At 32.4% G+C, this 24,120-nt stretch carries 25 protein-coding genes; all 25 read left to right on the top strand.

Annotated elements, in window-relative coordinates; genetic code table 11:
• Positions 1-12 precede the first annotated feature (12 nt).
• The 25 genes from EGX96_RS03260 to rpmH all read left to right on the top strand — a co-directional run bounded on the left by EGX96_RS03260 (position 13) and on the right by rpmH (position 24,070).
• A complete protein-coding gene (locus tag EGX96_RS03260; RefSeq protein WP_000564599.1) occupies positions 13-618 on the top strand; it encodes a hypothetical protein in 606 nt (201 codons plus the stop codon).
• Positions 619-629: 11 nt separating this feature from the next.
• Complete coding sequence (locus tag EGX96_RS03255) at positions 630-1,016, top strand: single-stranded DNA-binding protein (protein ID WP_000934359.1); 387 nt, start codon at positions 630-632, stop codon at positions 1,014-1,016.
• A gap of 15 nt (positions 1,017-1,031) precedes the next feature.
• The gene (locus tag EGX96_RS03250; protein WP_001006384.1) at positions 1,032-1,307 is read left to right on the top strand and encodes a hypothetical protein; all 276 of its coding nucleotides are present in this window, start codon (positions 1,032-1,034) and stop codon (positions 1,305-1,307) included.
• On the top strand, positions 1,307-2,116 hold the full coding sequence (locus tag EGX96_RS03245) for a hypothetical protein (RefSeq protein ID WP_000488495.1): 810 nt from the start codon (positions 1,307-1,309) through the stop codon (positions 2,114-2,116). Before EGX96_RS03250 ends, EGX96_RS03245 begins: the two co-directional genes overlap by 1 nt.
• 14 nt (positions 2,117-2,130) lie before the next feature.
• The gene (locus EGX96_RS03240; RefSeq protein WP_000434501.1) at positions 2,131-2,622 is read left to right on the top strand and encodes a DUF3801 domain-containing protein; all 492 of its coding nucleotides are present in this window, start codon (positions 2,131-2,133) and stop codon (positions 2,620-2,622) included.
• Positions 2,622-4,688 (top strand): VirD4-like conjugal transfer protein, CD1115 family, encoded by a 2,067-nt coding sequence (locus EGX96_RS03235; protein WP_000775822.1) that lies wholly within the window; start codon positions 2,622-2,624, stop codon positions 4,686-4,688. Before EGX96_RS03240 ends, EGX96_RS03235 begins: the two co-directional genes overlap by 1 nt.
• Positions 4,689-4,723: 35 nt before the next feature.
• Positions 4,724-4,867 (top strand): hypothetical protein, encoded by a 144-nt coding sequence (locus EGX96_RS11085; RefSeq protein WP_000235823.1) that lies wholly within the window; start codon positions 4,724-4,726, stop codon positions 4,865-4,867.
• Between the two features lie 76 nt (positions 4,868-4,943).
• Positions 4,944-5,378, top strand: coding sequence for a hypothetical protein (locus EGX96_RS03230; RefSeq protein ID WP_001202059.1), 435 nt, complete (start codon positions 4,944-4,946; stop codon positions 5,376-5,378).
• A gap of 18 nt (positions 5,379-5,396) precedes the next feature.
• Positions 5,397-5,717, top strand: a complete 321-nt coding sequence (locus EGX96_RS11080) for a hypothetical protein (RefSeq protein ID WP_153299004.1) — start codon at positions 5,397-5,399, stop codon at positions 5,715-5,717.
• 591 nt (positions 5,718-6,308) lie between these two features.
• A complete protein-coding gene (locus EGX96_RS03220; protein ID WP_000876324.1) occupies positions 6,309-8,045 on the top strand; it encodes a DNA topoisomerase in 1,737 nt (578 codons plus the stop codon).
• A 53-nt stretch (positions 8,046-8,098) separates the two neighbouring features.
• Entirely contained in the window at positions 8,099-12,736 is a 4,638-nt protein-coding gene (locus tag EGX96_RS03215; RefSeq protein ID WP_000002616.1) for a PBECR4 domain-containing protein, read from the top strand.
• A gap of 57 nt (positions 12,737-12,793) precedes the next feature.
• Positions 12,794-13,087: a hypothetical protein gene (locus EGX96_RS03210; RefSeq protein WP_000627206.1), complete on the top strand. Its 294-nt coding sequence runs from the start codon at positions 12,794-12,796 to the stop codon at positions 13,085-13,087.
• A gap of 313 nt (positions 13,088-13,400) precedes the next feature.
• A complete protein-coding gene (locus EGX96_RS03200; protein ID WP_000763943.1) occupies positions 13,401-13,775 on the top strand; it encodes a plasmid mobilization protein in 375 nt (124 codons plus the stop codon).
• The gene (locus EGX96_RS03195) at positions 13,747-15,381 is read left to right on the top strand and encodes a helical hairpin domain-containing protein (protein ID WP_000261846.1); all 1,635 of its coding nucleotides are present in this window, start codon (positions 13,747-13,749) and stop codon (positions 15,379-15,381) included. The genes EGX96_RS03200 and EGX96_RS03195 overlap by 29 nt, the downstream gene beginning before the upstream one ends.
• Positions 15,382-15,456: 75 nt before the next feature.
• The gene (locus tag EGX96_RS03190) at positions 15,457-16,677 is read left to right on the top strand and encodes a DNA cytosine methyltransferase (RefSeq protein ID WP_000204634.1); all 1,221 of its coding nucleotides are present in this window, start codon (positions 15,457-15,459) and stop codon (positions 16,675-16,677) included.
• A 74-nt stretch (positions 16,678-16,751) separates the two neighbouring features.
• Positions 16,752-18,062: an NgoFVII family restriction endonuclease gene (locus EGX96_RS03185; RefSeq protein WP_000029653.1), complete on the top strand. Its 1,311-nt coding sequence runs from the start codon at positions 16,752-16,754 to the stop codon at positions 18,060-18,062.
• A 106-nt stretch (positions 18,063-18,168) separates the two neighbouring features.
• On the top strand, positions 18,169-18,753 hold the full coding sequence (locus EGX96_RS03180) for a recombinase family protein (protein WP_000238803.1): 585 nt from the start codon (positions 18,169-18,171) through the stop codon (positions 18,751-18,753).
• A 108-nt stretch (positions 18,754-18,861) separates the two neighbouring features.
• Complete coding sequence (locus EGX96_RS03175; RefSeq protein WP_000200816.1) at positions 18,862-19,227, top strand: hypothetical protein; 366 nt, start codon at positions 18,862-18,864, stop codon at positions 19,225-19,227.
• Positions 19,228-19,230: 3 nt separating this feature from the next.
• The gene (locus tag EGX96_RS03170; RefSeq protein WP_000687630.1) at positions 19,231-19,542 is read left to right on the top strand and encodes a hypothetical protein; all 312 of its coding nucleotides are present in this window, start codon (positions 19,231-19,233) and stop codon (positions 19,540-19,542) included.
• A gap of 20 nt (positions 19,543-19,562) precedes the next feature.
• Positions 19,563-19,826 (top strand): hypothetical protein, encoded by a 264-nt coding sequence (locus tag EGX96_RS03165; RefSeq protein WP_000387308.1) that lies wholly within the window; start codon positions 19,563-19,565, stop codon positions 19,824-19,826.
• 223 nt (positions 19,827-20,049) lie between these two features.
• On the top strand, positions 20,050-20,847 hold the full coding sequence (locus tag EGX96_RS03160) for a ParA family protein (protein WP_000692236.1): 798 nt from the start codon (positions 20,050-20,052) through the stop codon (positions 20,845-20,847).
• Positions 20,848-20,914: 67 nt separating this feature from the next.
• Positions 20,915-21,139 carry a hypothetical protein gene (locus EGX96_RS03155; RefSeq protein WP_000863341.1) on the top strand — a complete coding sequence of 75 codons (225 nt, stop codon included), beginning with the start codon at positions 20,915-20,917 and terminating at the stop codon, positions 21,137-21,139.
• A 119-nt stretch (positions 21,140-21,258) separates the two neighbouring features.
• Positions 21,259-22,083, top strand: a complete 825-nt coding sequence (locus EGX96_RS03150; protein ID WP_000364300.1) for a Fic family protein — start codon at positions 21,259-21,261, stop codon at positions 22,081-22,083.
• Between the two features lie 81 nt (positions 22,084-22,164).
• Positions 22,165-23,514, top strand: a complete 1,350-nt coding sequence (locus EGX96_RS03145; RefSeq protein ID WP_000147286.1) for an ISLre2 family transposase — start codon at positions 22,165-22,167, stop codon at positions 23,512-23,514.
• Between the two features lie 421 nt (positions 23,515-23,935).
• Positions 23,936-24,070: a 50S ribosomal protein L34 gene (gene rpmH / locus EGX96_RS03140; RefSeq protein ID WP_000831903.1), complete on the top strand. Its 135-nt coding sequence runs from the start codon at positions 23,936-23,938 to the stop codon at positions 24,068-24,070.
• The last annotated feature ends 50 nt before the right edge of the window (positions 24,071-24,120 follow it).

Below are 24,120 nucleotides of genomic sequence, written 5' to 3'. Positions count from 1 at the left end.
GAAAGGAAAAAAATGATAGATGAATTTAAAGTGACTTTTTTCAAACGGGTCATGATGATTGTAGGGATTATTATTATCTTTCTCATTGGCTTAGGTTTTGGGTCAATGAGCAAGAAAACAGATAATCAATCTTCAAGTCATACAACTTTAACCAAAAAGGTTAAAGAAGGTCATCAGTTGACTGAGGGTTGGGTTAAGCAGTTTTTGATTGCTTATTACACTAAAAAAGATCTTGAAGAAAATCGTAACAGATACAAAGATTATATGACTGATGGCATGTATAATGCTGCTGTTTCTGAAGAAGAGACAGCACAAAATCAAGCTTATAAAGGCTTTGTTGTTAATTTTGAGTTTAAAGATGCTCAAATTTATATTGATAAAACCAATGATAAAGTTATTTGCTATGTTAATTACACAAATGATTTACTTCAGAAAAAGAATTCAACTGAAGGTGCTCAAACAGGCGTAGATAATAACACTATTATTCAATTAACTTACAATAAAGTTGATGGCAAATATCTCGTAAATAACATGAGTACGCTTTTAATTACAGATTTTCAAGATCCGACAGCTTCACAAAATTCTTATGGAGATGTCATTGCTAGTAATGATGAATAGGAGAGAAGGCAATGTTAAATCAAAGTATTATTACAGGACGTCTGACTAAAAATACAGAGTTAAGAAAAGTCAACGACCGTTCGGTTATTTCTTTTACACTTGCTTCAAGTAGAGACTATAAAACAGAGGATGGTTCTTATCCAGCTGACTTTATTGACTGTGTCTTGTGGGGAGCACCTGCTGAAAGCTTTAACACGTTAACAGCCAAAGGTGACACTCTTCAGGTAACAGGACGACTACAAACTAGAACTTATAAAGATAAAAAAGAAGTTACTCATAAAGTAACTGAAGTTCAAGTTGATAAATGGTATATTGTTGCCGTTAATCAAAATCAAGGTGATTATCCTGTTAAAGAGAAAACAATTGTTAATGATAGCTTAGATAATTTATCACTATAAAAGGGAGAAAAGAAAATGAATGAAACTACTTTTGGAACAGAACAACACACTTCAAAATCAGCACGCCGTCAAAAATCAACAAGTGATCGCTTAAAAGATAAGTTGAAACAACTTAATAAAGCGAAAGCATCCCTTGAAGCTGCTCAAAAGAAAATTAAACAGTTGGAAGCTGATATTAAAGAACTTGAAGCTAAACGCCAACAAGAAATTCTTAAAGAATATGGTATGAGTCTATCGGACTTAGAAGCCTTTTTAGCTGATAACAAGGATAAACTTGGGGGTGATGCGTAATGTTTCGCATTACAAACCTAAGTAATGGTCAACAGCGCGATTTTCAAAATCGTGAAGAATTAGAGTTTTATCTGGAAGGGGAAGAAAACCGTTGTTTACAGCTCAATACAACAGCAACCTTTCAGCTTTTTCATCTTGATAAAAATGGAGAATTACTAGAGTCGATGGAGCTTACTATTCCATCTTCTGGAGATCAAGACGTTAAAGAGTTATTAGGTGAGTTTGGCTTAAAGAAGGATAAAAAATTCTTTTGGAGTCGTGGTAGTAAGCAAGTGAATGTTCAAAAGGTAGCGGAAAAGCCAACTAAAAAAATTAAAGCAAAGAATAAGCTGACTAAACCCACGTCTAGCGCCAGAGTAACACACACTTCAACTAGTCATCACCACTTTTGGACAATGATTGCTTTGTTATTTTCAATTTTTAGTTTAGCAATTTCTCTTACTAATCATTACAACAATAAAGTAGTGGATAAACCTAAAATTGAAAAGACTACTATTAACCAGGGCGCAGATGTTTTTTGCCGCTATTTTATTAGTAATTATTTTGCTAACTCATCAGCTCGAGAAGATTTTATTTCAAATTCACTTAATTTAAATCAATTTGATACTGATAAAGCAACAACAGTCAGTGTCTTGCTAGAAAAAGAAGTGATGACGAAAAAAGTAACGACTTTGACCTATGTTATCAATTGTCGCTATGACGATAATACAACAGCCAACAAACGTTTAACATTAACAGTAAAACAAAACAAAGAAGCTAAATATGGCTATTTAGTCTCAAAAGCTCCTGAATTAACTGCTTATCCATAAAGGGGGAGAAGATTATGGAACAAGAACAAATTCTTGATAGAGGTGCACGTGTTACACTTGAAACAGGTAAACAATTGTTTCATTTTTTAGCTTATGCAGCGCAACAACTGTATAAAGCTTATGATGAACAAAAACTTGTGGGACAACAATCTTGGAAAAATTTTAACCAGTCGTCTTTGACGAAAGATCATATTGATTTTTTAGAAGCAGATGTTAACCTTAAAAAATTTACAGATGAACTTAAAAAATCAGGTGTACGCTTTGCTTTTAAAGATTTAGGTGATGGCACTAAACAAGTCTGGTTTGAAGCGCCTAATAGGGAAGTTATTGCGGATGCTTTAAGAAACACCCTTAATGAAATCATTAACGACCCTAAGAAAGCTAAAGAAAAGTACATGAAATCAGAGAAAGAATTGACACCCAAAGAACAGATTAACAAAATCAAGAAAAACACTAAAGAAAAACTTGATACTGTCCAAACTAAGAAGAAAGGAAAGAGTATCTGATGAAACTTCAAAAGAAACCTCTTATCCCTTATCTAATCATTAGTCTGGTTTTAGCTTTTCTAACTCACAGAGCTTATGCATTATATAGCATAGCTCCTAAACCAGATATGACAAATTTATTTAGCCAGTATACTTTTGTTCTGGAAAAATATGTTGAACCACCATACTTTTATCCTAACTTCAGTCCATTTGCTATTTTAGCTGCAATGGTTGGTTTCTTTATTGGGATGATGTTTTATTTAAAAATAAAACCTGATGAGAATTATCGTCATGGTGAAGAAGCAGGTTCAGCAAAATTTGCGATTGCTCAAGAGATTGCTGGCTTTAAAGATCCAGAGCCAACCAACAATATGATTTTCACAAAGAATGCCCAAATGGGCTTATTTAATAAAAATCTTCCGTTTCAATGGCAATTGAATAAAAATGTTCTTGTTGTTGGTCTTCCTGGTGATGGTAAAACATTCACTTATGTTAAACCTAATCTCATGCAAATGAACTCAAGTTTTGTGGTTACCGATCCAAAAGGGTTGTTAGTTCGTGAAACAGGTAAGATGCTTGAAGAACACGGTTACCAGGTTAAAGTTTTTGACCTGGTCAATTTAACTAATTCAGATATGTTCAATCCTTTCAATTATATGAAATCTGAACTAGATATTGACCGTATTACCGAAGCGTTGGTTGAAGGTGCTTCTGAAAATGAACACAAAGGAGAACCTTTTTGGGATAAAGCTCAATTACTTTTAAATCGTGCTCTGATTGGTTATCTATATTTTGACAGCAAAACTAGAGATTATATACCTAATCTTTCTATGGTTGCTGAATTGCTTCGTAACATAAGGCGTCCAAATGATAAAGAACCTAGTACAGTTGAAAAGATGTTTGTGGAACTTGAAGAGTCAATGCCTGGTAATTATGCTTGCAAGCAATGGAATTTGTTCAACGATAACTTTGACGCTGAAACAAGAACCAGTGTTTTTGCGATGGTTGCTACACAATATTCTGTTTTTGACCACCAAGCAGTTACAGATTTGATTAAGTCTGATACCATGGAAATGGATACTTGGAACACTGAGAAAACAGCCGTCTTTGTCGCTATTTCAGAAACCAACAAAGCTTTTAGTTTCTTAGCATCTACTTTGTTTACAGTCATGTTTGACCAGTTAACACACAATGCTGATGCCATTATTCAAGGTCAGAAAGATGGTTATACAGCTGACGATTTAGTACACGTTCAATTTATTTTTGATGAATTTGCTAACATTGGTAAAATCCCTCATTTCAATGAAGTTTTGGCATCTATTCGTAGTCGTGAAATGTCTGTTAAAATCATCATTCAAGCCATTAGTCAACTTGATACGATTTATGGTGATAAAGCAAGAAAATCCATGGTTAATAACTGTGCAACCTTGCTATTCTTAGGAACCAATGACGAAGATACTATGCGTTACTTCTCAATGCGTGCTGGTAAACAAACCATTACACAAAAAAGCTATTCTGAACAACGTGGTCAACGTGTATCAGGATCTACAAGTACACAAGCTCATCAGCGTGACTTGATGACACCTGATGAAATTGCACGTATCGGTGTTGATGAAGCATTAGTATTTATCTCAAAACAAAATGTTTTCCGAGATAAAAAGGCTATGGTAACAGACCATCCTATGAAGGATGAATTATCCAATAATCCAAATGATGAGAAATGGTATGATTATACTCGTTTTATGGTTGAAGATCCAGAACTCTTTAATAATGCACGCGATGGAAAAATTGACCCTAAAAATATCTGGTATCCAGATATGAAAGGTTATGATCAGTTTGTTAAAGATAATGATATTGATACTTCAAAACTAACTGAAATTGAAGCAGCACAAGCTGATGAAGCAAGCACGCAAGCCACAGAAGAGCCTGTTTATGAACAAGTACCCGTTCAATTACCTGAAATGACCGTAGAAAGCCAATCTCAGACACAAGAAAGTGAAATAAAAGCAGTGGATTTTGCGACTGGTGAAATCTTTGAACTTCCGCCAGAAGATGAGGAAGACGATGAGTATTATGGTGAAGTTTAGCGTGTAATAAAGTATAATAGTTCCAAGAGGTTTATATGGCTACATCAAAACAAAGTCCATTTTTTAAAACACTGGGAATTTCAGAAGATGAATTATTACATTATCTAAAGGAACATCCAGACGATCCTTTGGTTACTAAACTTGAACAGTTACTATTAAACTTATCAGATAAAAAATAAGCTACATCGTTAAACGGTGTAGCTTTTGTTTTTGTAAAATCGTGATTTACTTAAAATATATAAAGGAGAATTAACAATGAGAGCACTTAAAAAATTGATAGAAGGCAACTTATCATCTCTAGGTCTTATAGAGTTAATTGATGACCGACATGATAAATTTGGGGGATATTATTTATTATATAGTCTCTCGTTGACTGCTATCACTCCAGAATTTTCAGAATCAGGGACCCTTGATATTGAAGTTAGTTTTAACGATTATCAGGAGCTGACTTACGAGTTGGGCAAATATTCTACCCCTTTTTATGTTAACAGTAAAGACGAACTGAAGTGTTTATTGGAGGGGATAGTAGATCTTCCACTCCCTTTTTCAGTTAGTTATAAACCAATTAAGGAGGTAACATGGGATAGGTATATAGTTAGTATTGATGGTGTTGAAACCACACGGATAATTGAACTTGTTAAAATGATAAAAGTCTTAGAAGATTACCTCAGTCAAGTACTAAGAGGCTAATATATAAAGGGGATAAAAATGAAACTATTTAAACGTAAACATCCTATTAAACAGGAGTTAAAACCAGAAATAGATGTAGAAAATCTTATTGGTATTGGCTATGTCAGACATCCTAATTTTGATAATATGTATCGTCAATATACTTCTGAACAGCTGGAAGAATTGATTGCTTCTTTAAAAGAGACGATTCGGTTCTTAGAATACCAAAAATCCCTTTCTGTTGCTTTTCATGAAGGGCAGACTCAAGAAGTGCAACATCTTCTAGAAAACAAAATAGAAGGTAACTTATCCTATCTTCGAAAAGATGAGGGGTGGTTGCTAAGAATTTTGAAGAGATAACTTGAGAGTTGATAGTGTCAATTCTTTTCTTTTTAGCATAGTCAATTCTATGATTGCCATCTAGAACAAAGTTGAAAAAGAAATCAGAGTTACAAACTATTACTGGATTCGAGCTAACAGTTTTTAAAGATTTATCAATAGCATACCCAATTAGTTGAGAATTAGTCATTAGAGATAGTCTATTTTGAGAATTGTTTTCAATAAACTGTTGGGTAGATATTGATATAGTTGGAATATTAACCTTATCTATTTCTTCTAATAGATTACCTATGTTGAACTGAATGTTTATGGTAGTATTTTCTGAAACATTAATAGGAAGTGAAAAGCATTCATTGAATCGTATTTTTAGTTCTTCTGGTAAAGGATTTGAAATTACTTTAGAAAATAATTTTATCCAACGTTGTTGGTAATCAATCAGTATTTTATTGCTTTTAAAAGAAAGATAGGACTTCGTGTACATATTAATAAATAAAATAAGATCAGAAAGCATTGGTTACCTCTAAATAATTTTTAGTCTATTTTATCATTTATTTTCTTAATAAAAAATATTTTATAACTATGGTAGAAATAATGAAAAGGAGAGTGATTTTATTGAAATATTTACTTTTAGCAGAAAAGCCTGACCAGGCTAAAAAGTATGCGAACGCTTTAGGAAACCCTAAAAACGATAAAGGTGTTTGGCGTGTTCAGTCATCTGTATTGAATGCTGAAGTGATTGTTGCTCCTGCCGTTGGTCATTTAGTAGAACGTATTAATCCATATACTAACTTTGAAAATTGGGATATGGCTAATCTTCCAGCTTTACCAGATGGATTTTCTTATGAGCCTAAAAAAGATACTGCCAAACGATTTAAGGCTATCAAACAAGCTGTTAAAGAAGTTGATGCCATCATTATTGGAACAGACCCTGACCGTGAAGGAGAAGCCATTGCTTATCGAATTTTAGAATTAATACCAGGTGCGCTAAGAAAAATTAAATATCGCTTGTGGGCAAACTCTTTAACGAAAAAAGGTTTAGAGCAAGCTTTTTCAAAGCTTAAAAATCCAAAAGACTCCATCAACTATTTTCATGAAGCTGATGCAAGAGGTGATGCTGATTGGTTGGTTGGTTTTAATCTAAGTCCTTTTGTAACCATTAAAATGAAAGAAGAAGGGTATTTAGACAAGAAAGATCATTCTATGTCTGTTGGACGAGTTCAAACACCTATTGTTAGTCTAATCGTTCGAAATGATGAAGCCATTGAAAATTTCAAACCTAGTCCTTATTGGCAGCTAAAACTGATTGATCCTGAAGCTAAAGTTACATTTAGCAATGATACTAAATATCAATCAAAAGCTGAAGCAGAACAGATGCTACAACAGTTAGCTAATATAGCAGTTGTCAAAACGGTTACGAATGAAGAAAAAGTGCAAGAAGCACCTAAGCTTTATAATTTAACTAATTTTCAATCAGAAATGAGTAAGCTATACCATTTTGATGCGACTAAAACCAAAGAATTGGTTCAAAGTCTTTATCAAAAAGGATATCTTTCTTATCCACGTACAGACTCAACCTTGATTACAACCAATGAATTTGCTTATTTGGTTGAACATATAGATGATTATCAAATAGCAATCCATAGGCAATTAGAAACACCTAATCGCTCACCAAGAAAAAATTATGTGAATGATAAGAAAGTTCTAGAACACTATGCTATTATTCCAACTGAAAATATTCCTGATTTAAATGAGCTAAGTGATGATGAAAAACTCATTTATCAAAAGGTAGTTTTCAGAACCTTACTGATGGTTACCCCTGACTATCGCTATCAATCAACCAGTGTTATTCTCGATAATCGTGGGATTGAATTTAAAGCAACTGGTGCTGTAACTAAGGATAAGGGATGGCGTAACTATTTAGCGGTAAAAAAAGAAGATAGGGAGCTACCAGATTACCAGGAAGGGAAAAATCTTGTTGTTGATTGCAAACTCTTAGAGGAAATGACAAAGCCGCCAACACGAATTACAGAACAAATTCTATTAAAGAAATTGTTACCAAAATATAATTTAGGTACATCCGCAACTCGTGATGGGATGATTGATTTAATTCAAGATAAGGGTTATGTCACAAAAAATAAGAAAACAGGACAGTTTTTCCCGACAGAAAGAGGAAAATTACTTATTCATTATCTAGATCAGCTAGAGATTGCTTATACTAACCCTGAAACAACAGGAAAATGGGAAGAAATATTGGCACAAATAGGGCAGGGAAAAATTCATAAAGAAGCCTTTGTTAATAAAATCAAGTGGGCTATCACAAAACAAATTGAAAAAGGAAAACAATTGTAAGTGCTACTGTTTATATAAAATAGTGGCACTTTTTGGTTTGAAAGGAGAAATTTATGGCAAATATGCAAGAATTACTTTCTCAACGCTTTGAAGCGCGAAAACAAAAGCTAGTCAGTATGGATATTGTAGCTGTTGCTGAATCCTTAGGGATGAAATTAAAACCAGGTTCGAGCGGTGCTTATTATTGGGAAGAACACGATAGTTTTCATATCTATCCGAATACAAACTCTTTCTGCTGGTGGTCAAGAAGTGTTGGCTCAAATACTATCGACTTGGTTCAAGTGGTACGAGAAGAATTGACAGGTCATAAGCCAAGTTTTAAGGAAGCTGCAGCTTTTCTTGAGACTGGTCACTTTGAGAATGTCACTGTTCAACCACCTGTAAGAGAACCATTTGAATACTATTTAGAGCGTTATGAACATTCTGATTTTAATATTGGTAGACAATATTTGAAAGAAGAACGTGGCTTATCTGATGATACGATTAACACTTTTTTAGCATCGGGGAATCTTGCATCAGCAACACGCAAAAAAGGTGACTATTTTGAACCTGTTATTGTATTCAAAAGTCGTGATAATGATGGCAAGATGATTGGCGCTAGTCTTCAGGGGATCGTTGAAAATCGTGTGCAGCATTCAGAACGTGGACGTCTTAAACAGATTATGAAGAATTCAGATGGGACTGCAGGTTTCAGCTTAGATATTGGAAATCCAAAACGTTTAGTCTTTGCTGAAGCTCCAATCGATCTGATGTCTTACTATGAATTACATAAAGACGAGCTACAAGATGTTAAGTTAGTAGCCATGGATGGGCTTAAAAAGAGTGTCATTAGCCGTTATGTAGCTGATATGTTGACTGATGGTAAATACTCTCAAACCATGTCAAATGAGCAAATTAGAGGTGCTTTAGATGCTTTAAATAAAACGACAAACATTTTACAAGAGCATCCAGATTTAATTACTTTAGCGGTTGATAATGATGAAGCTGGTCAAAACTTTATTAAAGGCTTACAAGAGGATGGTATCCCTGTAGTATCAGATTTACCACCACGTCAAGCTAATCAAATAAAAATGGATTGGAATGATTATCTCAAACAAGAAACTAATCCTAAAGAAAATATCGCTAATAAAGCTTGGGATATTGATGATATTCAAGAACAGTTGTCACAAGAAAGTGAGTTAGTAGGAACTCAAACCGTTGATGTTGTCTATATGAATGAGTTTTATTTAAATCAAGGGTATAGTCTTTCATTAGCTGTTCATAGCAACGAAGAAGTAGAAAATCTAGCAGATGATGTAGCACCTTGGACACTTGAAGTTATGAAGAATGGTCAATCACTTGGTTTTCTTGCTTATGGTGAAGATTGGGGAAATGCTTTTGAAATTGAAGCTGAGTTAGCCAATCTTGAAAAATGGGTAAAAGAAAACCAAGTATCTAATCATCTATATAGTCAAAAAGATGTTAATGCGTTTTTAGCTACTATACAAGCAGTTGAACCAAAAAGGGGTGAATTTGTTCTTAAAGGTGGTGGTATCTATGATTTTGGAGAAAGTCAAGAAGAAGGAGAAGAATTACGTCAACGTGCACTTGATGGGATGATTGCAGATATTACTGATGGTGAAACTTACTATTTATGGTACGATGAAGAATTAGAAAATTTAAACGCACCAGATGAAGCCTTCATCAATTTTCATTATCATCTAAAAGATATTGAATATAATCAAGATAATATCCATCTTTATGTGGCAGACTCAACAACGGATGGAGTTACGGGATATCTTTCACTAGACGGAGATTCCATTGAACCTACCGCTCTTGAAGATTATTTGACGGAACAAAATTGGACCTTTGATCAAAAAGTATTGTTCCTTAAAAATTTAAAGACTGCAATTGATGAAACCTGGGATAAGGTTATTAATCACTATGATGAACAATTTAATGCAATTGTAGCTCAATATGGCTTATCTTCAGCAAAAGAAAAAGCTCCTGAATTACTTCAAGAGACAGAAAAAGCTAATTTTGAGCAACAAAAAAAGGTTGAGAACCCAATCGGGGATTTACCTGAGCAAAGTCAGGAGGCAGCACCTCTACCTAGTACTCGTGAAGAGTACTCTTTGAATGAGTCGTCACCGACTCATTCTCAGTCTCAACCTTTGCTTCATTTTACCATTTCAGAACCTGAAAAGTCAATTTATAAGATTGGTTATCATCCAGTTAACAAGAAAGAATTAAATAAGTTAAATCGATATGCAGCACAAATTCAAGAAAATGCAAATTGGTATAAAAATGAATTGGCTGATAGTAATGTAACTTATTTTTATAAGAACAATGACAATCTAGAAGCTTTAAAGGTAACTTTTAAAGCAGAACAATATCCACACCTGGTTGGTATTTTTGCTATCGATGATGACCAAAGCGCAAGTAAAACGTTAGATGATCTAGCATCTGGTAAAGGTGATTATCAAAATATTATGGTTGCTAATCGAGGGGCTACCTTTAGTAAAATTCAAGTATTACCTGATTTTAAAGCTGTTGTTGACTCAAATAGCTTTATTTTTGATGATTTGTCTGAAGTAGAACGCATGAATCGCCTAGACTTAGCAAAAGCTATCCGAACAGAGGATAAGGATGTTTTGATTGCTTTTAGAAACGTTGATGGTGAGTATCTTCCAGCTTCATTAATGAAAGTTACTAATAAGCTAGAATCTGAATTATCAATGGCAAATAACAAAGATGTTTTAGGTATCATTGGCGAGAAAGACGGAGAATTTAAAGTCTTATCTGTTAATGAAGAAGTTATCAAAGATGGTGGTGAAAAAATGTTATCAATTGTAAAAAATGGACAACTTGAAGACTTATCAAATACAGTCCAAAAAGCTGAATGGGTTGTTGAATTTAATGAAGCTAATTTATCAGGTAATGTAGAAATTCCTAATTTTACAGGCGCAGGTCTAACAGAAGAATTACTTGAACGTATTAAAGATTATGATTATCGTTTGTATTTAGCAAGTCTAAATGATGAAGGAGAAGGCTATTATAAGTTTTACTTTAATAAAGTTCAAGATGGTAAGGTCGTTAAACAAGTACGTCTTGATGTAGGTGATGGTTTGGAAAGAAATGAAGAAATTTACAAATTCCTTGAACAAGAGCTAGCACCTGAAAAAGCTGTTAAGGTAGTTGAAAAAGAATTGACTGCTGAAGACTTTACTAAAGTTTTAGATGCTGTTTACAATGTTGGTGTTCAAGTTGGTAAAGACAACAGGACTAATATTCCAGAAGAATTGTATCCAGCTTGGGATAAATACTATGAATACGCTGAAAGATATGATAACAATTTTGATGTTATTGTTAAAGCAGCAAGAGCGGATAATCTCTTTGATGAAAATTCTGATTTTTATAAAGATGTCTGGCTTCGAAAAATTCAAGAAGAAAATCAGAAAGTAAAAGATTCTGATGGTGATGGTCTAACAGATGATGAAGAAATTGCACTAGGTACTAATCCATACAGTCCAGATACGGATGGAGATGGTATTTTAGATAGCGTTGAAAAAGCTAGTGGTACGGATGCCACTAATCCATCAGATACACCAGACAGTCGAAAAGAAGAAATGAATAAACGTGACTTAACATTATCAGAAATGATTAAAGCTAAAAATACAGCAGCACTCAATCAACATTTACAAGAAGGAATTAAAGATTATTTTGATAGTGACAACTATAAGAACTTCCTTGAAGGAATGTCACACTTTAATAACTATTCTGTAAGAAACATTCAATTAATCAAAGCTCAATTACCAGAAGCAAGTATGGTAGCTTCTTTCAATGAGTGGAAGAAAAGAAATGGTCATGTTAACAAAGGTGAAAAAGCCCTTTATGTTCAAGCGCCAGTCACTGTTATTAAGAAAGATGTTGATGGCAACCCTATCATTAATTCTGAAACGGGAGAAAAAGAAACTCTTACATACTTTAAACCTGTTCCTGTTTTTGATATTAGTCAAGTATCACCTGTAAAAGGTAAAGAATTGAATTTACCTAAAATGGGTGAAGTAATTCCAAGCCAAATTACTAAAGAGTATTATCAAAATGTTTATCGCTCATTAAGAGATATTTCTCAAAAAGAAAATGGTATTCCAATTCGTTTTAGAGAACTTGAAAAATCAGATGGCTCTTACAGCCGAAAAACAAACGAAATCACAATTAAAAAAGGGATGACTTATGAGCAAACTCTTTCAACACTAATCCATGAAATGGCACATTCTGAATTACATAATAAGAAGAGTTTGACAGAACGTTTTGAAGGCAAATTAACTCGTTCTTCAAAAGAACTACAGGCTGAGTCAATTGCTTATGTTGTATCTAATCATTTAGGTTTTGATACAAGTAATGATTCATTTGCTTATCTAGCTTCTTGGTCAAAAGAACCAGATGGTTTAGAAAATCTAAAAGCTCAACTTGAAATTGTTCAGGAAGAAGCAAGCTCTCTTATGAAACGTATTGACAAGCATTTAGAAAAATATCAAAATCTAACGGTTTCAAAAGATGAAAAATTAAATGAAAATCAAAAACGTGAATTAGAAAAAACAGCTAATCCATTTTATCAAAGTTTACAAAAAGCAAAAGGTGAAACTGTTCAAACCGCACCTGCTAAAGAAGAACAATCAAAAAAAGTCAATCGACCTATGAAGCAGTAACGCAGCGTAGGTCGCATAAAAAAGGATTGACTTTAAAAGTGGAAGGAGAAATAAGTTATGATAACAGAAGAAATGATGATGATAACTGAAATGTTATTAATGAGCTATTATTTTGATATGAGTGAATGGCTCAAAGGAGTTAAAACAGTTAATATTGATATTATCCAAAAATCAAAAGATGATTTATTGGATATGTTAAAATCTGATTTTGAAGAATTGTCTACAGAAGATAATAATGAGTATCTCGATGACCTTTCTGTTTGTATCGCTACACTAGAAGAGCTGTCAGAAGATGCTTATCAAAATATAAAAACAGAAGTTTTCTCCTGGGAGCCAGGTCAAAAAAACTAAAAATGACATGAGAAGGAATGCTGACAATTTGAAAATTGTCAGTTTTTCTATTGTTGCATTTTATCAAAATGCAGTTATCAAAAATTGTCATTTTTGAAAAATGCACGAAGTGCCAAATAGGGGATTGGGGATTTCCCCAAAGTGTAAAAAGTTAAAAGTCTGTTTGTGGGGGTGTCCCACAAATAGGCTTTTTTGCTTTTTATTTTCGTAAGTGGGGTACCACTTGCTAATCTTGCCAGAGTAAAAGTAGTCCTCCTCTAGGGGCTGGGCAAAAAGCTCCATTTTATCAGATTTTTAGAAAGGAAATCAGTTCATGGCGGATAAAAAACGAAAACGTTCAGTTGAATTTAAATTAAGAGCTAATGAAGAGGAAGCTGCTAAAATTCGTCAACGGTTTTCTCGCGCTAACAAAAAAACGTTTCAAGCATATGCTTTAGAGATGTTACAAAATGGAAAAATAGCAACTTATGATTATTCAGAATTGCAAAAATTAAGGATTGAAGTTAATCGCATTGGTCAAAACGTCAATCAATTAGTTCGCTATGTTAACACTTTTGATGAGATTGATAATGAACTATTTAAAGCTTTACAAGCTGAAATTGATGACATGAAGAAATTACTTTTTGATGAATTTAAAACGAAAGGACGTGCTAAATTAAATGGTAGTGACGAAAGTTCTTCAGATTAAAACAAGTCGTAACTTAAAGCGTGCAATTGATTATATTACACGTGATAATGCAACCTTAAAATTAGATACTGAACATTTGGAAGGTGACGAAAATTATTCTTACGAGATTGTTGATGGTCAAGTGATGAAACGTTTGGTATCTGGTCATGATTTAACAGATATATCTGATCCGCAAACGATTTATGAAGATTTTATTTTACTAAAACAATCTGTTGACGTTCTGTACAATAATGAAACATTATCCGATTTGAAAAATGATCAACGAGTTTTAGCTCATCATATCATTCAGTCTTTTTCTCCAGAAGATGGTTTAACACCTGAGCAAGTTAATGAGATTGGAAGAAAGACCGCTTTAGAATTAACTGGTGGTGATTATCAATTTGTGGTTGCAACACATATGGATAAAGGTCATCTACACAACCATATTATTTTTAACACAACGAATGAAGTCACTTTAAAAAAATTTCGATGGCAGAAAAATACAGCTCGAAACTTATTTCAAATTTCAAATAAATATGCTGAGCTTTATGGTGCAAAAGTTTTAGAACCAAGGCTTAGAAATTCCCACACAGAATATGCTGCATGGAGAAGAAAAAATAATTATCGTTTTGAGATTAAAGAACGGTTGAACTTTTTGTTAAAACACTCTTTAGATATGAATGACTTTTTACAAAAAGCAAAAGCCTTAAACTTGCAAATTGATACAAGTGGTAAGTACGTTAAATATATGTTAATGGATCAACCACAAGAACGTTTTGTTCGTGATCGTACGTTATCAAAAAAAGGAAAGTTTTCACTTGAAAAAATCAAAGAACAAATTGCAACAAACGAAGTTGTTTATGATTTAAATGTCATAAAAGAAAAATATGATGAAGAACAGGAAAGCAAACAAGATGATTTTGAATTACAGGTTACAATTGAACCTTGGCAAGTGCAGCAACTTACTAGTCAATCTATTTATGTTCCAATTACTTTCGGCTTAGATCGAAAAGGAACGGTTTCTATTCCAGCAAGAATGCTTGACCAAAATGAAGATGGAACATTTACAGCTTTTGTTAAAAAGAATGATTTCTTTTACTTTTTAAATGCTGACCATTCCGAACAAAATCGTTTCATCAATGGAACAACTTTAATCAAGCAACTATCTGCTCAAAATGGTGAAATGATTTTGACTAAAAATAAAAATATTACCAACTTAGATAGATTAGTTGATGAATTTAACTTTTTGGCAATTAACAAGGTTACTAACTCAAAACAATTTGAAGAATTACAAACTCAGTTTTTGAAACAATTGGAAGAAACAGATAAGACTTTAGATGTGTTAGACGAAAAGATGACTTATCTTAATAAATTGATGGGAGCTTTATCAGATTATCAAAATAATATTGTTCCATCTGAAGTAAGTCTTGAACTTCTTGAAACTGGTAAAATTAATAAAACCACAAAACTAGAAGAGCTACAAAAAGAAATTAAAGAGCTTCAAATTGAACGTGATACGCTCAAAAAGCACAGAGATAAGATTGTAAAAGATTATGACTTTGCTAAAGAGATGAAAGAAGAGCATGAGAAAGCAAAATATAAAAATAGCAATAAAATTAAAATATAAGTTGATTGCTTGGCTGCAATTTTTTATATTTAGTGTTATACTATACTAGTTATTGTTAATATAGGAGGAATATACATGACAAGTTCTGTAAGTTCCCAACAATCTAAGAAATATAACCTAGCTGGTTTTTTTAGTGGTGTTGGAGGAATTGAGTTAGGTTTCACACAAACTAACGAGTTCAGAGTGGTGTATGCCAATGAGTTTGATAAGTATGCCAGAATGACATATAAGCTAAACTATCCAGATACTAACTTGGACAGTCGAGACATTCATGCTGTTGACCCAAAAGAAATTGGGCAAGAAAATATTGATATTATTGTGGGTGGCTTTCCTTGTCAAGCATTTAGTATTGCTGGTTATCGCAAAGGTTTTGAAGATGACCGAGGAGATTTGTTCTTTGAGTTACTTCGTATGATTGAAGATAGAAAACCTAGAGCTATTTTTATTGAAAATGTTAAAAATTTAGTATCGCACGATCATGGAAATACATTTAAAGTTATCCGAGAAGCTTTAACTGAAAACAATTATTTTATAAAATGGAAAGTGTTAAACGGAAAAGATTATGGAAATGTTCCACAAAAACGTGAACGTATTTATGTAGTTGGTTTTAACAATAAAACAGCCTATGATTTATTTGAGTTTCCAAATGAAATTAATTTAACAACTTCTTTGAGAGACGTTATTGATTTTACAGAAAATAAAGACGAGATATTCTACTATAGAGAAGGTAAACAAAAATTTTATAGTGAACTTGAGCAGGTGATGACAAAACAAGATACTGTTTATCAATGGAGACGTCAGTATGTTCGAGAAAATAAAAGTGGTGTCGTTCCCACATTGACTGCCAACATGGGAACAGGTGGACACAATGTTCCATTAATTCTTACTGATAATGGAGATATTCGAAAATTAACACCTAAAGAAACATTTAATGTTCAAGGATATCCTAAATCTTTTAAAGTTCCAGAGAATGTTTCAAACGGACAACTTTATAAGCAGGCAGGAAACAGTGTTGTTGTACCCGTTATTAAACGAATTGCTACTAATGTAGCTAAGGCTTTAAATAATTCAACAACAGCTAAATCAGAGCAATCTACAGGAAAAGTAGCTATTATTTATACTAAAATCAATGGTCAATTTGAAGGAGCATCCTACGTTAAAGAATTTGTGGATAGCTATGAACATGCCTTGGCAAGACTTGAGTCTTATCAGGATAACTTACCTATTTTGAGTGATGAAGAATACCTAAAAATTATCAAACGAAAATCAAAACGAGAATTTTATAGTATAGTTTAAAAATGAAGCTAGTGATAAACTAGCTTCATTTTGATATAATATGAACAAAATTAAGTAAAGGTATTTGGATTATTATGTCAATTTGGGAACGTTATTCTAAAGAGGAAAGAGAAGAATATATCAAATTCCTTAAAGTTTATGGAGCTTTGACTAATTTATTTAGACAAAAGCATGAAAATCTTATTCCCTATCTAGATTCAAAATTTCAAGAAACAATCTACGCAAAAGTATTTAATAGTGAAAATGTTGATATTGGAAATACACCACATGATATTTTATCAGTGTTTGGAGATGACCGAATTGGTATCGGCTTAAAAACGTGGATGAATTCACGACCATCTTTTCAAAAAGTGATGCAATTAAAACGTTATAAAGCTGATATTGACCCTTACTTCAATAAAAGTGATGAGGAGCTAGCGCTTAAGCTTTCTGAATTAAAAAATGAAAGAATGCTAATTGATTACAATCGATTAGGTCTAGCAAAAGATAAAAATATTTATCATTATGTTACTAGGGATGAAGGAAAATTTGTTATTCAGGAAACCTTGTACCCTCTTGTAGATTTAAATAAACTAGGAAAATTCAAAAGAACTAACACTGCTTTTACGTGGAGTGATGGTCACAAAACTTATAAGTACACGTATGGAGACTCTCAAATATGGCAATATTTTAATTCTGATGCTGATGATACATTAGTTTTAAATCAATTTGATGTCAATATTATTGAAGATCCGTTTGACTTCTTACTGAAATCATATTTTAGTTTTGTTGATGATTTTAAGAAAGCAGAAAATTCAGATGATATTGTAGAAGTTTATTTGCCTCTTTATTCTTATCGAACAAAAGAAGTAGAACTAAAATCTGGACTTAATGCTTGGAATGCAGCACTTAAAAATAAAAACAGTGCCACCTTAAGACCCCTAAACGAGGTCTATATTCCAATTCCTCTAGAATTTCACAAGAAATACCCTGATTTCTTTTGTTCAGATGTTTTTGAGATTCAAAGACGTCAAAAGAATTATGTTGGTAACAAAAAGAATAAACCACAAGTTAGGTTCCATTTACAGTTGCCAAATGGGAAAAAGATTCCAGCGCTCCTGACCCAAAGTGACATGAAGAGCTTGCAATCAGGAAGTCTAACAGAAAAAGATCCAAATACTGGGAAACTTTATGGACAATCTGCGCTTGGTCAATGGCTTCTTGTTGATGTTCTAGGTTTAAAAGAACGACAACCTGTTACAAGAGAGTGGCTAGAGAAGAAAGGAACAGATGCAGTTCGATTGTGGCATAAGAAAGATGATTATAATACTATTAATATTGATTTTGCTCCAATTGGAAGTTTTGAAACGTTTATGAAAGACGAAATAAACAATAGTGATGATTAGTTGTGTAAAGGACAAATAAGTATACCTTATTGTCCTTTTTGTTTTACCTTGATTTTAAAGGATTTTTGAATAGGACAATAGAGTTAGGCAAAATAGAGGAGAAAAAATGGTGAAAATCGGTTATGCAAGGGTCAGTTCAGCTGACCAAAATTTAGATAGGCAGTTAAAACAATTAAATAACGTTGAAAAGATTTTTAAAGAGTCTGTCAGTGGAGCAAGTAGAGAGCGTCCTCAGTTGATTGCAATGCTTGATTATATTCGTGATGGTGATATAGTCGTTGTAACTGAATTGGAGCGACTAGGAAGAAATAACAAAGAATTAACCGAAGTTATGGATGAGATAAAATTAAAAGGTGCAACCTTGGAAGTTCTTAATCTCCCCACCCTTAGAGGGATTGAAGATGATAATCTAAGACGTCTATTAAATAATTTGATATTGGAATTATATAAGTATCAGGCGCAAGCTGAAAGAGAACGTATTAAAGAGCGTCAGGCACAAGGAATTGCCATTGCAAAAGCCCAGGGTAAATATAAGGGACGTAGGGCACTGTTTTCAGCTGATGACAGCAGACTGCAGCATGCTTTTGGCTTGTTTCTTTCTGGAAAGTCAGATAGAGATGTTGCAAAATTGACAGGAATTAATGAACGAACGTTTAGACGTTATCGAGAAAAATATGGCATTCATAGGTAGTATAACAATATTACATACAATAATATTTATAATTATATATATAAATATATTTACAATTATATATAAAAGTGCTATAATATATTTAGAAAGTGAAACGAGGTGTGATAAATGACAAGCATACAGGTAAAATTTGATGTGGTAAGTTCAATGAATCTAGAAAACTTACAAAGTTTGATTGAAACTATTTCAAGACGATATCAATTAATTCATTTGTATTTAGCTGATTTTAATCAAAGAACTAACGATTGTGAAATAACACTTGTCATTTCCTCGCAAGATAATAACGTTAAAAATTTTAGTGACTTACAAGACTTATTAAGACAATGTCTAAAAGGTACAAGCGAATTAGATCAAATTGAAGATGATTTTGATAATCAAAATATTAAAACACTTCAAGAAGCATGGAAAATAATTATCGATGATTTAGCAGAAAATATCATTGAATGGATTGAAGAAGAATTTGAAGGAGAATAAAAAATGAAAATTGAAATTTACTGCACTAAGGCAACATTCAAATTGGTTGATAGCTATGAATTATCTTCAAATAAATTTGAGAGTTTTAAAGAACTTATTTTTCGTTTAACATGGGGAGATTATGCTAAAGGTGGTCTTCATACTGCTTACGTCATTGATAAAGAAAAAAATATTGATTATAAACTTGATGCTGTGATGTTGAGTGGTGTGGTAGATGACGAAGATGAGCGAGGATTATTTGATATGCTTTTAAAAGCCGAAAGCAATCAATCTATTCAAGAATTTTCAACATATTATCTAGAATTAGAACGTTAATGGTATTTTAGGGGTATGATATGGAAGCAATAATTGACTTACACGGTTGTCATGTCAATCCGAAAGAAACTGTTATGACAGCCCTTAATCAAATTATCAATGAAATTGAAGAGGAACTATCAATTTTAGAAGATAATTATGAGGATACAAGGTATGAAGAGATACAGGCTATCACTGATTCTGAAAAGGAAGAATTAATTGAAACAGAATTAGAACTAAGTAGTCAATTTGATGGTGTTAAAGATGAATTGAGAGATTTTTTTACTACTGTAGAACTTTTATAAAATTCACCGTATACTATTAAAAATTATACTTATAAAGAAGATTATCAAAAAGATAAGGGATTACATGAAATTAATCTTTTTAACGAAGAAAAATCAGTCTTCTACGGTGAAAAAATTATTTTTGAGACGGATCTAAGCGACTATATTATCAATCAAATTGAGAAAAAGTTGTTGTTGAGATAATACAAATATAAATATATTGAAAAAGTAAAGGAGAAATAACATGAAAATCATTACATTTGCTGCTATTAAAGGTGGTGTAGGAAAAACAACATTAGCATATAATTATGCTGAATGGTTAGCCGAACAAAACTATCAAGTGCTTTTGATTGATTTAGATCATCAATGTAATCTAACTCAAACGTATGATGTCTTTGAAAGTGAGAATACAGTCGCTAATATCTTTAAACGAAAAGGAGACGTTAATATTCATCATCTTAAAGATAACATTGATTTAATAGCAGGTTATATTCGATTAGATAGTCTAGAAAAAGAGCTTGAAACCAAAAATTATAAAGATATGCTATTGTACATGTGGTTAGAAGACAATTATGAATCTAAGAATCTTGGCAAATATGATTTTATTTTGATTGATTGTCATCCCGATTTTTCAACAGCAACACGTAACGCTGTTGTAGTAAGTCATGCTGTTTTAAGTCCTGTTGTTCCGTCAAAATTTGGGTATTCTGCAACATTCAATATTAAAGAACGTCTAGAAGAATTTAAAGCAGAAACATTTGATTTTAAAACTCGTAAAAGCTATGTTACAGCTGATTTATATTTCTTAGGTAATATGATAAAGCATAACACTAATTCTTCGAGAGAACTTGTAAAGCAACTTCAAGATAACGATAATGTTTTATCAACTATCCCTTATAAAGAATTATTCAATCGTTCAACTTTAGATAAGATTTCTCTTTCAGAAATGAAACAAGATAAAGCACTTTATCAAAAGCACAGAAAATTCTTTGATAGTATTGACTGTACTTTTAAAGAAATTACTGATAAAATAGCAGTATAAATATATTGATATTGATGATTATATTTATATTTGTAAATATAAATTTACTGAAAAGATGGGAGAAAATATGGCATTTGATAATAACCAAGAAAAAATTAGCACACTTCTAAAATCAACCGAAACCACAACTAAAAATAACACTAATTCAAATTTTGAGTTTGAAAGAACTAAACAGTTTATGTTTTCGTTACAACCATCTGTACGAGAAAAAATAACACAAATTGCTCATAATCGCGGTTATCGATCTGCATCATCATTTCTAAATGATTATTTTAAAAATTTTGAATTATAAAAAATAATTTTATTTATGGTTTTACATAAAATAGTATATATAATCATAAATATATTTACAAATATATTTATATTTAATGTTATAAATATGAATATACTGCCCATTAAAGGAGAATAATCATGGATTTAATTACAAGACTTAAAGTTGAACGAGATGGCAGAGTTTATGGTGGCATTTATGATATTACTCAGAAGCGTTTTGCATTTAATTCAAATAAGATTGAAGGCAGTCGTTTAACTGAAGAGCAAACGAGTTTCATTTATGAAACAAAAACAATCGCAAATATTGGTGGAACAGGTATCAAAATTGATGATCTTGTTGAAACTACTAATCATTTTAAATGTTTTGATTATATTATTAATACAGTTGATGAGCAGCTAACAGAAGACTACGTTAAAAAACTACATAGCATTTTAAAAGCTGGAACAAGCTCAGAATATAATGAATATGTCCCAGTTGGACGTTATAAGGTATTTGAAAACGAAGTAGGACAGATTGCTACAGCTGCTGTTGATCAAGTTGAAGAGGAAATGTACTCACTACTTTTGGGTTATAATTTCAAAAAAGAAAAAGATTTAGCTTATCTAGCATCTTTCTATGCACGTTTTGAGCAAATTCATCCGTTCGCTGATGGTAATGGTCGTGTTGGACGTTTGATCCTCTACAAGGAATGTTTAAAAGAAGGAATAACTCCATTCATTGTAGATGATACAAGAAAAGCAGATTATTACAATGCACTAGAACAATTTCAAGTTTATGATAACCATCAACCTTTGATTGATTATTTTGCGATTGAACAAAAATTTTATGCAAATTACCTTAAAAACAAAGGATTTGTGGGAAAAATAAACGATAGCAAAGACAGAGATGTTATCAATAAAAAAAGTAAAAGTGCTGATGATAGCCATAAAAGGCCAAACAAAACAAAAGGTTTTTCGTTATAAATATAGTTATATTTAAAAATCTTCATTTCCATGAGGAGTTTTTTGTGTGATAGTTTATCCAAAATTAGGTAAAATACCTGTATGACAGGTATGAGATTTGATGAAAAGGTTTTTGTTGTTGAATTAGATGATAAACGTAAATACGACTTTTTAAAAAGAGTTAAAACGTATGATGCAAATATCGCCTCAGCAATGCGGATAGCTGGATACAAACGTATCAATCAAACAGAGAGAACGGTTGCTTTTACTTTTGGAGAAGTAACATTCTCTAGGTCACGTTGGCGAAAAGGAAATAAAACACGTTGTCCTATAGATGAATGGTTAGGGCTTAAAAAGTATATGCGTTTTTCTCCTGAATTGATTTGCCATATAGCTAAAATGGCTACAGTGATGTCGTATCGTCAAGTGTGTCATTTTGTTAAAGAATTTTATCATCTTGAGATTACTAAGGATACTGTTTTAAAAGCTGTTAAGCGAGCTGGGGATTTGCTGTCTGAAAAAGAAAAGTTTCGCTTTTGGCTAGAGGAAGAACCTACCAAGAAAATTAAACCAAAAATCCTTTATATTGAAGGAGATGGCGTGATGGTGAAATCATCAGATTCTGCTAGAGATGACAAAAGAAATGTTGATTTAACGCACTTTCTTGTTCATACTGGTTCTAAAAAAATTGCTCAAAATCGTTATGTCCTAGAAAATAAACATGAGATAATCCATACAAATTACGAAAAGGCAAAAGAAGAATTACTAGACTATTTGTATAATCATTACGAGATCACAGATGAGACGATATTAATCACTAATTCTGATAATGGTAAAGGCTATACTCCAAAAGTTTTTCAAGAAATAAAAAAAGCGCTTGGTATCAAAAGACACGAGCACTTTTGGGATGCTTTTCACTTACATGAAAAGATAAAAATATTTTTTAAAAAATATCCAGCTGAATTAAAAGAATTAGCTTTTGAGGCAATTAATACTCACAAAAGAGAGTTAATGAAAACAGTTCTTGATACCACAGAGTCTTTAATCGATGGTGAAGGTGATGAATACTATAATTATTTTAATTTTCGCCGTAAAATTCTTAATAATTTCAAATATACGAAGCCTGCTAAATTAAGAAATTTGTCTTCTAAAGGAATAGGTGTCATGGAAAGTCAGCATCGAAAAATAACCTATCGAATGAAACACAGAGGTATGTATTGGTCTTTGAAAGGGGCATATACAATGTCCAGGTTAATCATTTTAGAGAGAATCAATCTTGTTGATGATTTATTTTTTGGTGATTGGCGAAAAGAGTATCAATACTATCAAAATCAACGTTTTAGCGTTGGTTACCTTAAGGAGATAAAAGCAGAGACGATTATAAAAACAAGAAAAATATTTCAGCGTGCTGGGAAGTTTACTTCACTTGATCGTCAAAAATTTAAGTATTAAAGACTTTAAAATTTTTTGATTTTAAGGCTTTTTTCAGCTGTTTTCGTTTGCATTTTTCTGACAATTTTGTTATAATATCATTGTAGAAAATCAAAAAAGGAGCAGAAGCGGTAACTTCTACTCCACCGATTAAGACAAATCTACACTTTGCTTAATCAGTCTGAAGTTATTGTAACACGAAAAAGCCAATAAAGTCAAGACTGAAGCAAGGAAACCTTTGTTTCGGTATTTTTTGGAAAAAATAATTGAGAAATCTCTTGATTTATAGGCTGGTGAGTATTCTCAAAAAATTAGACACTTACAACTTGAAAGTATTTCTTGACAAGAGGCCTAAAATTGTTATAAAATAGTATGGTATGTTTAGTAACTGATCAAAATAGCCGGCTAAACGAATACGAAAATCTATCAGGAGGTATTCAACGTGAAACGTACTTATCAACCAAGTAAAATCCGTCGCCAACGTAAACACGGATTCCGTCACCGTATGTCAACTAAAAACGGACGTCGCGTGCTTGCTAGCCGCCGTCGTAAAGGACGTAAAGTGTTATCAGCTTAATATAGATAGCAAAATAATATCAAGCCAACAGGTACTCGAGTCTGGTGGCT

The sequence above is a fragment of the Streptococcus sp. FDAARGOS_520 genome (assembly GCF_003812685.1).
GTDB classification, from domain to species: Bacteria; Bacillota; Bacilli; order Lactobacillales; family Streptococcaceae; genus Streptococcus; species Streptococcus agalactiae.
Note: the sequence above shows the minus strand (reverse complement) of the source record. Positions and strands in the feature narration are given on the sequence as shown.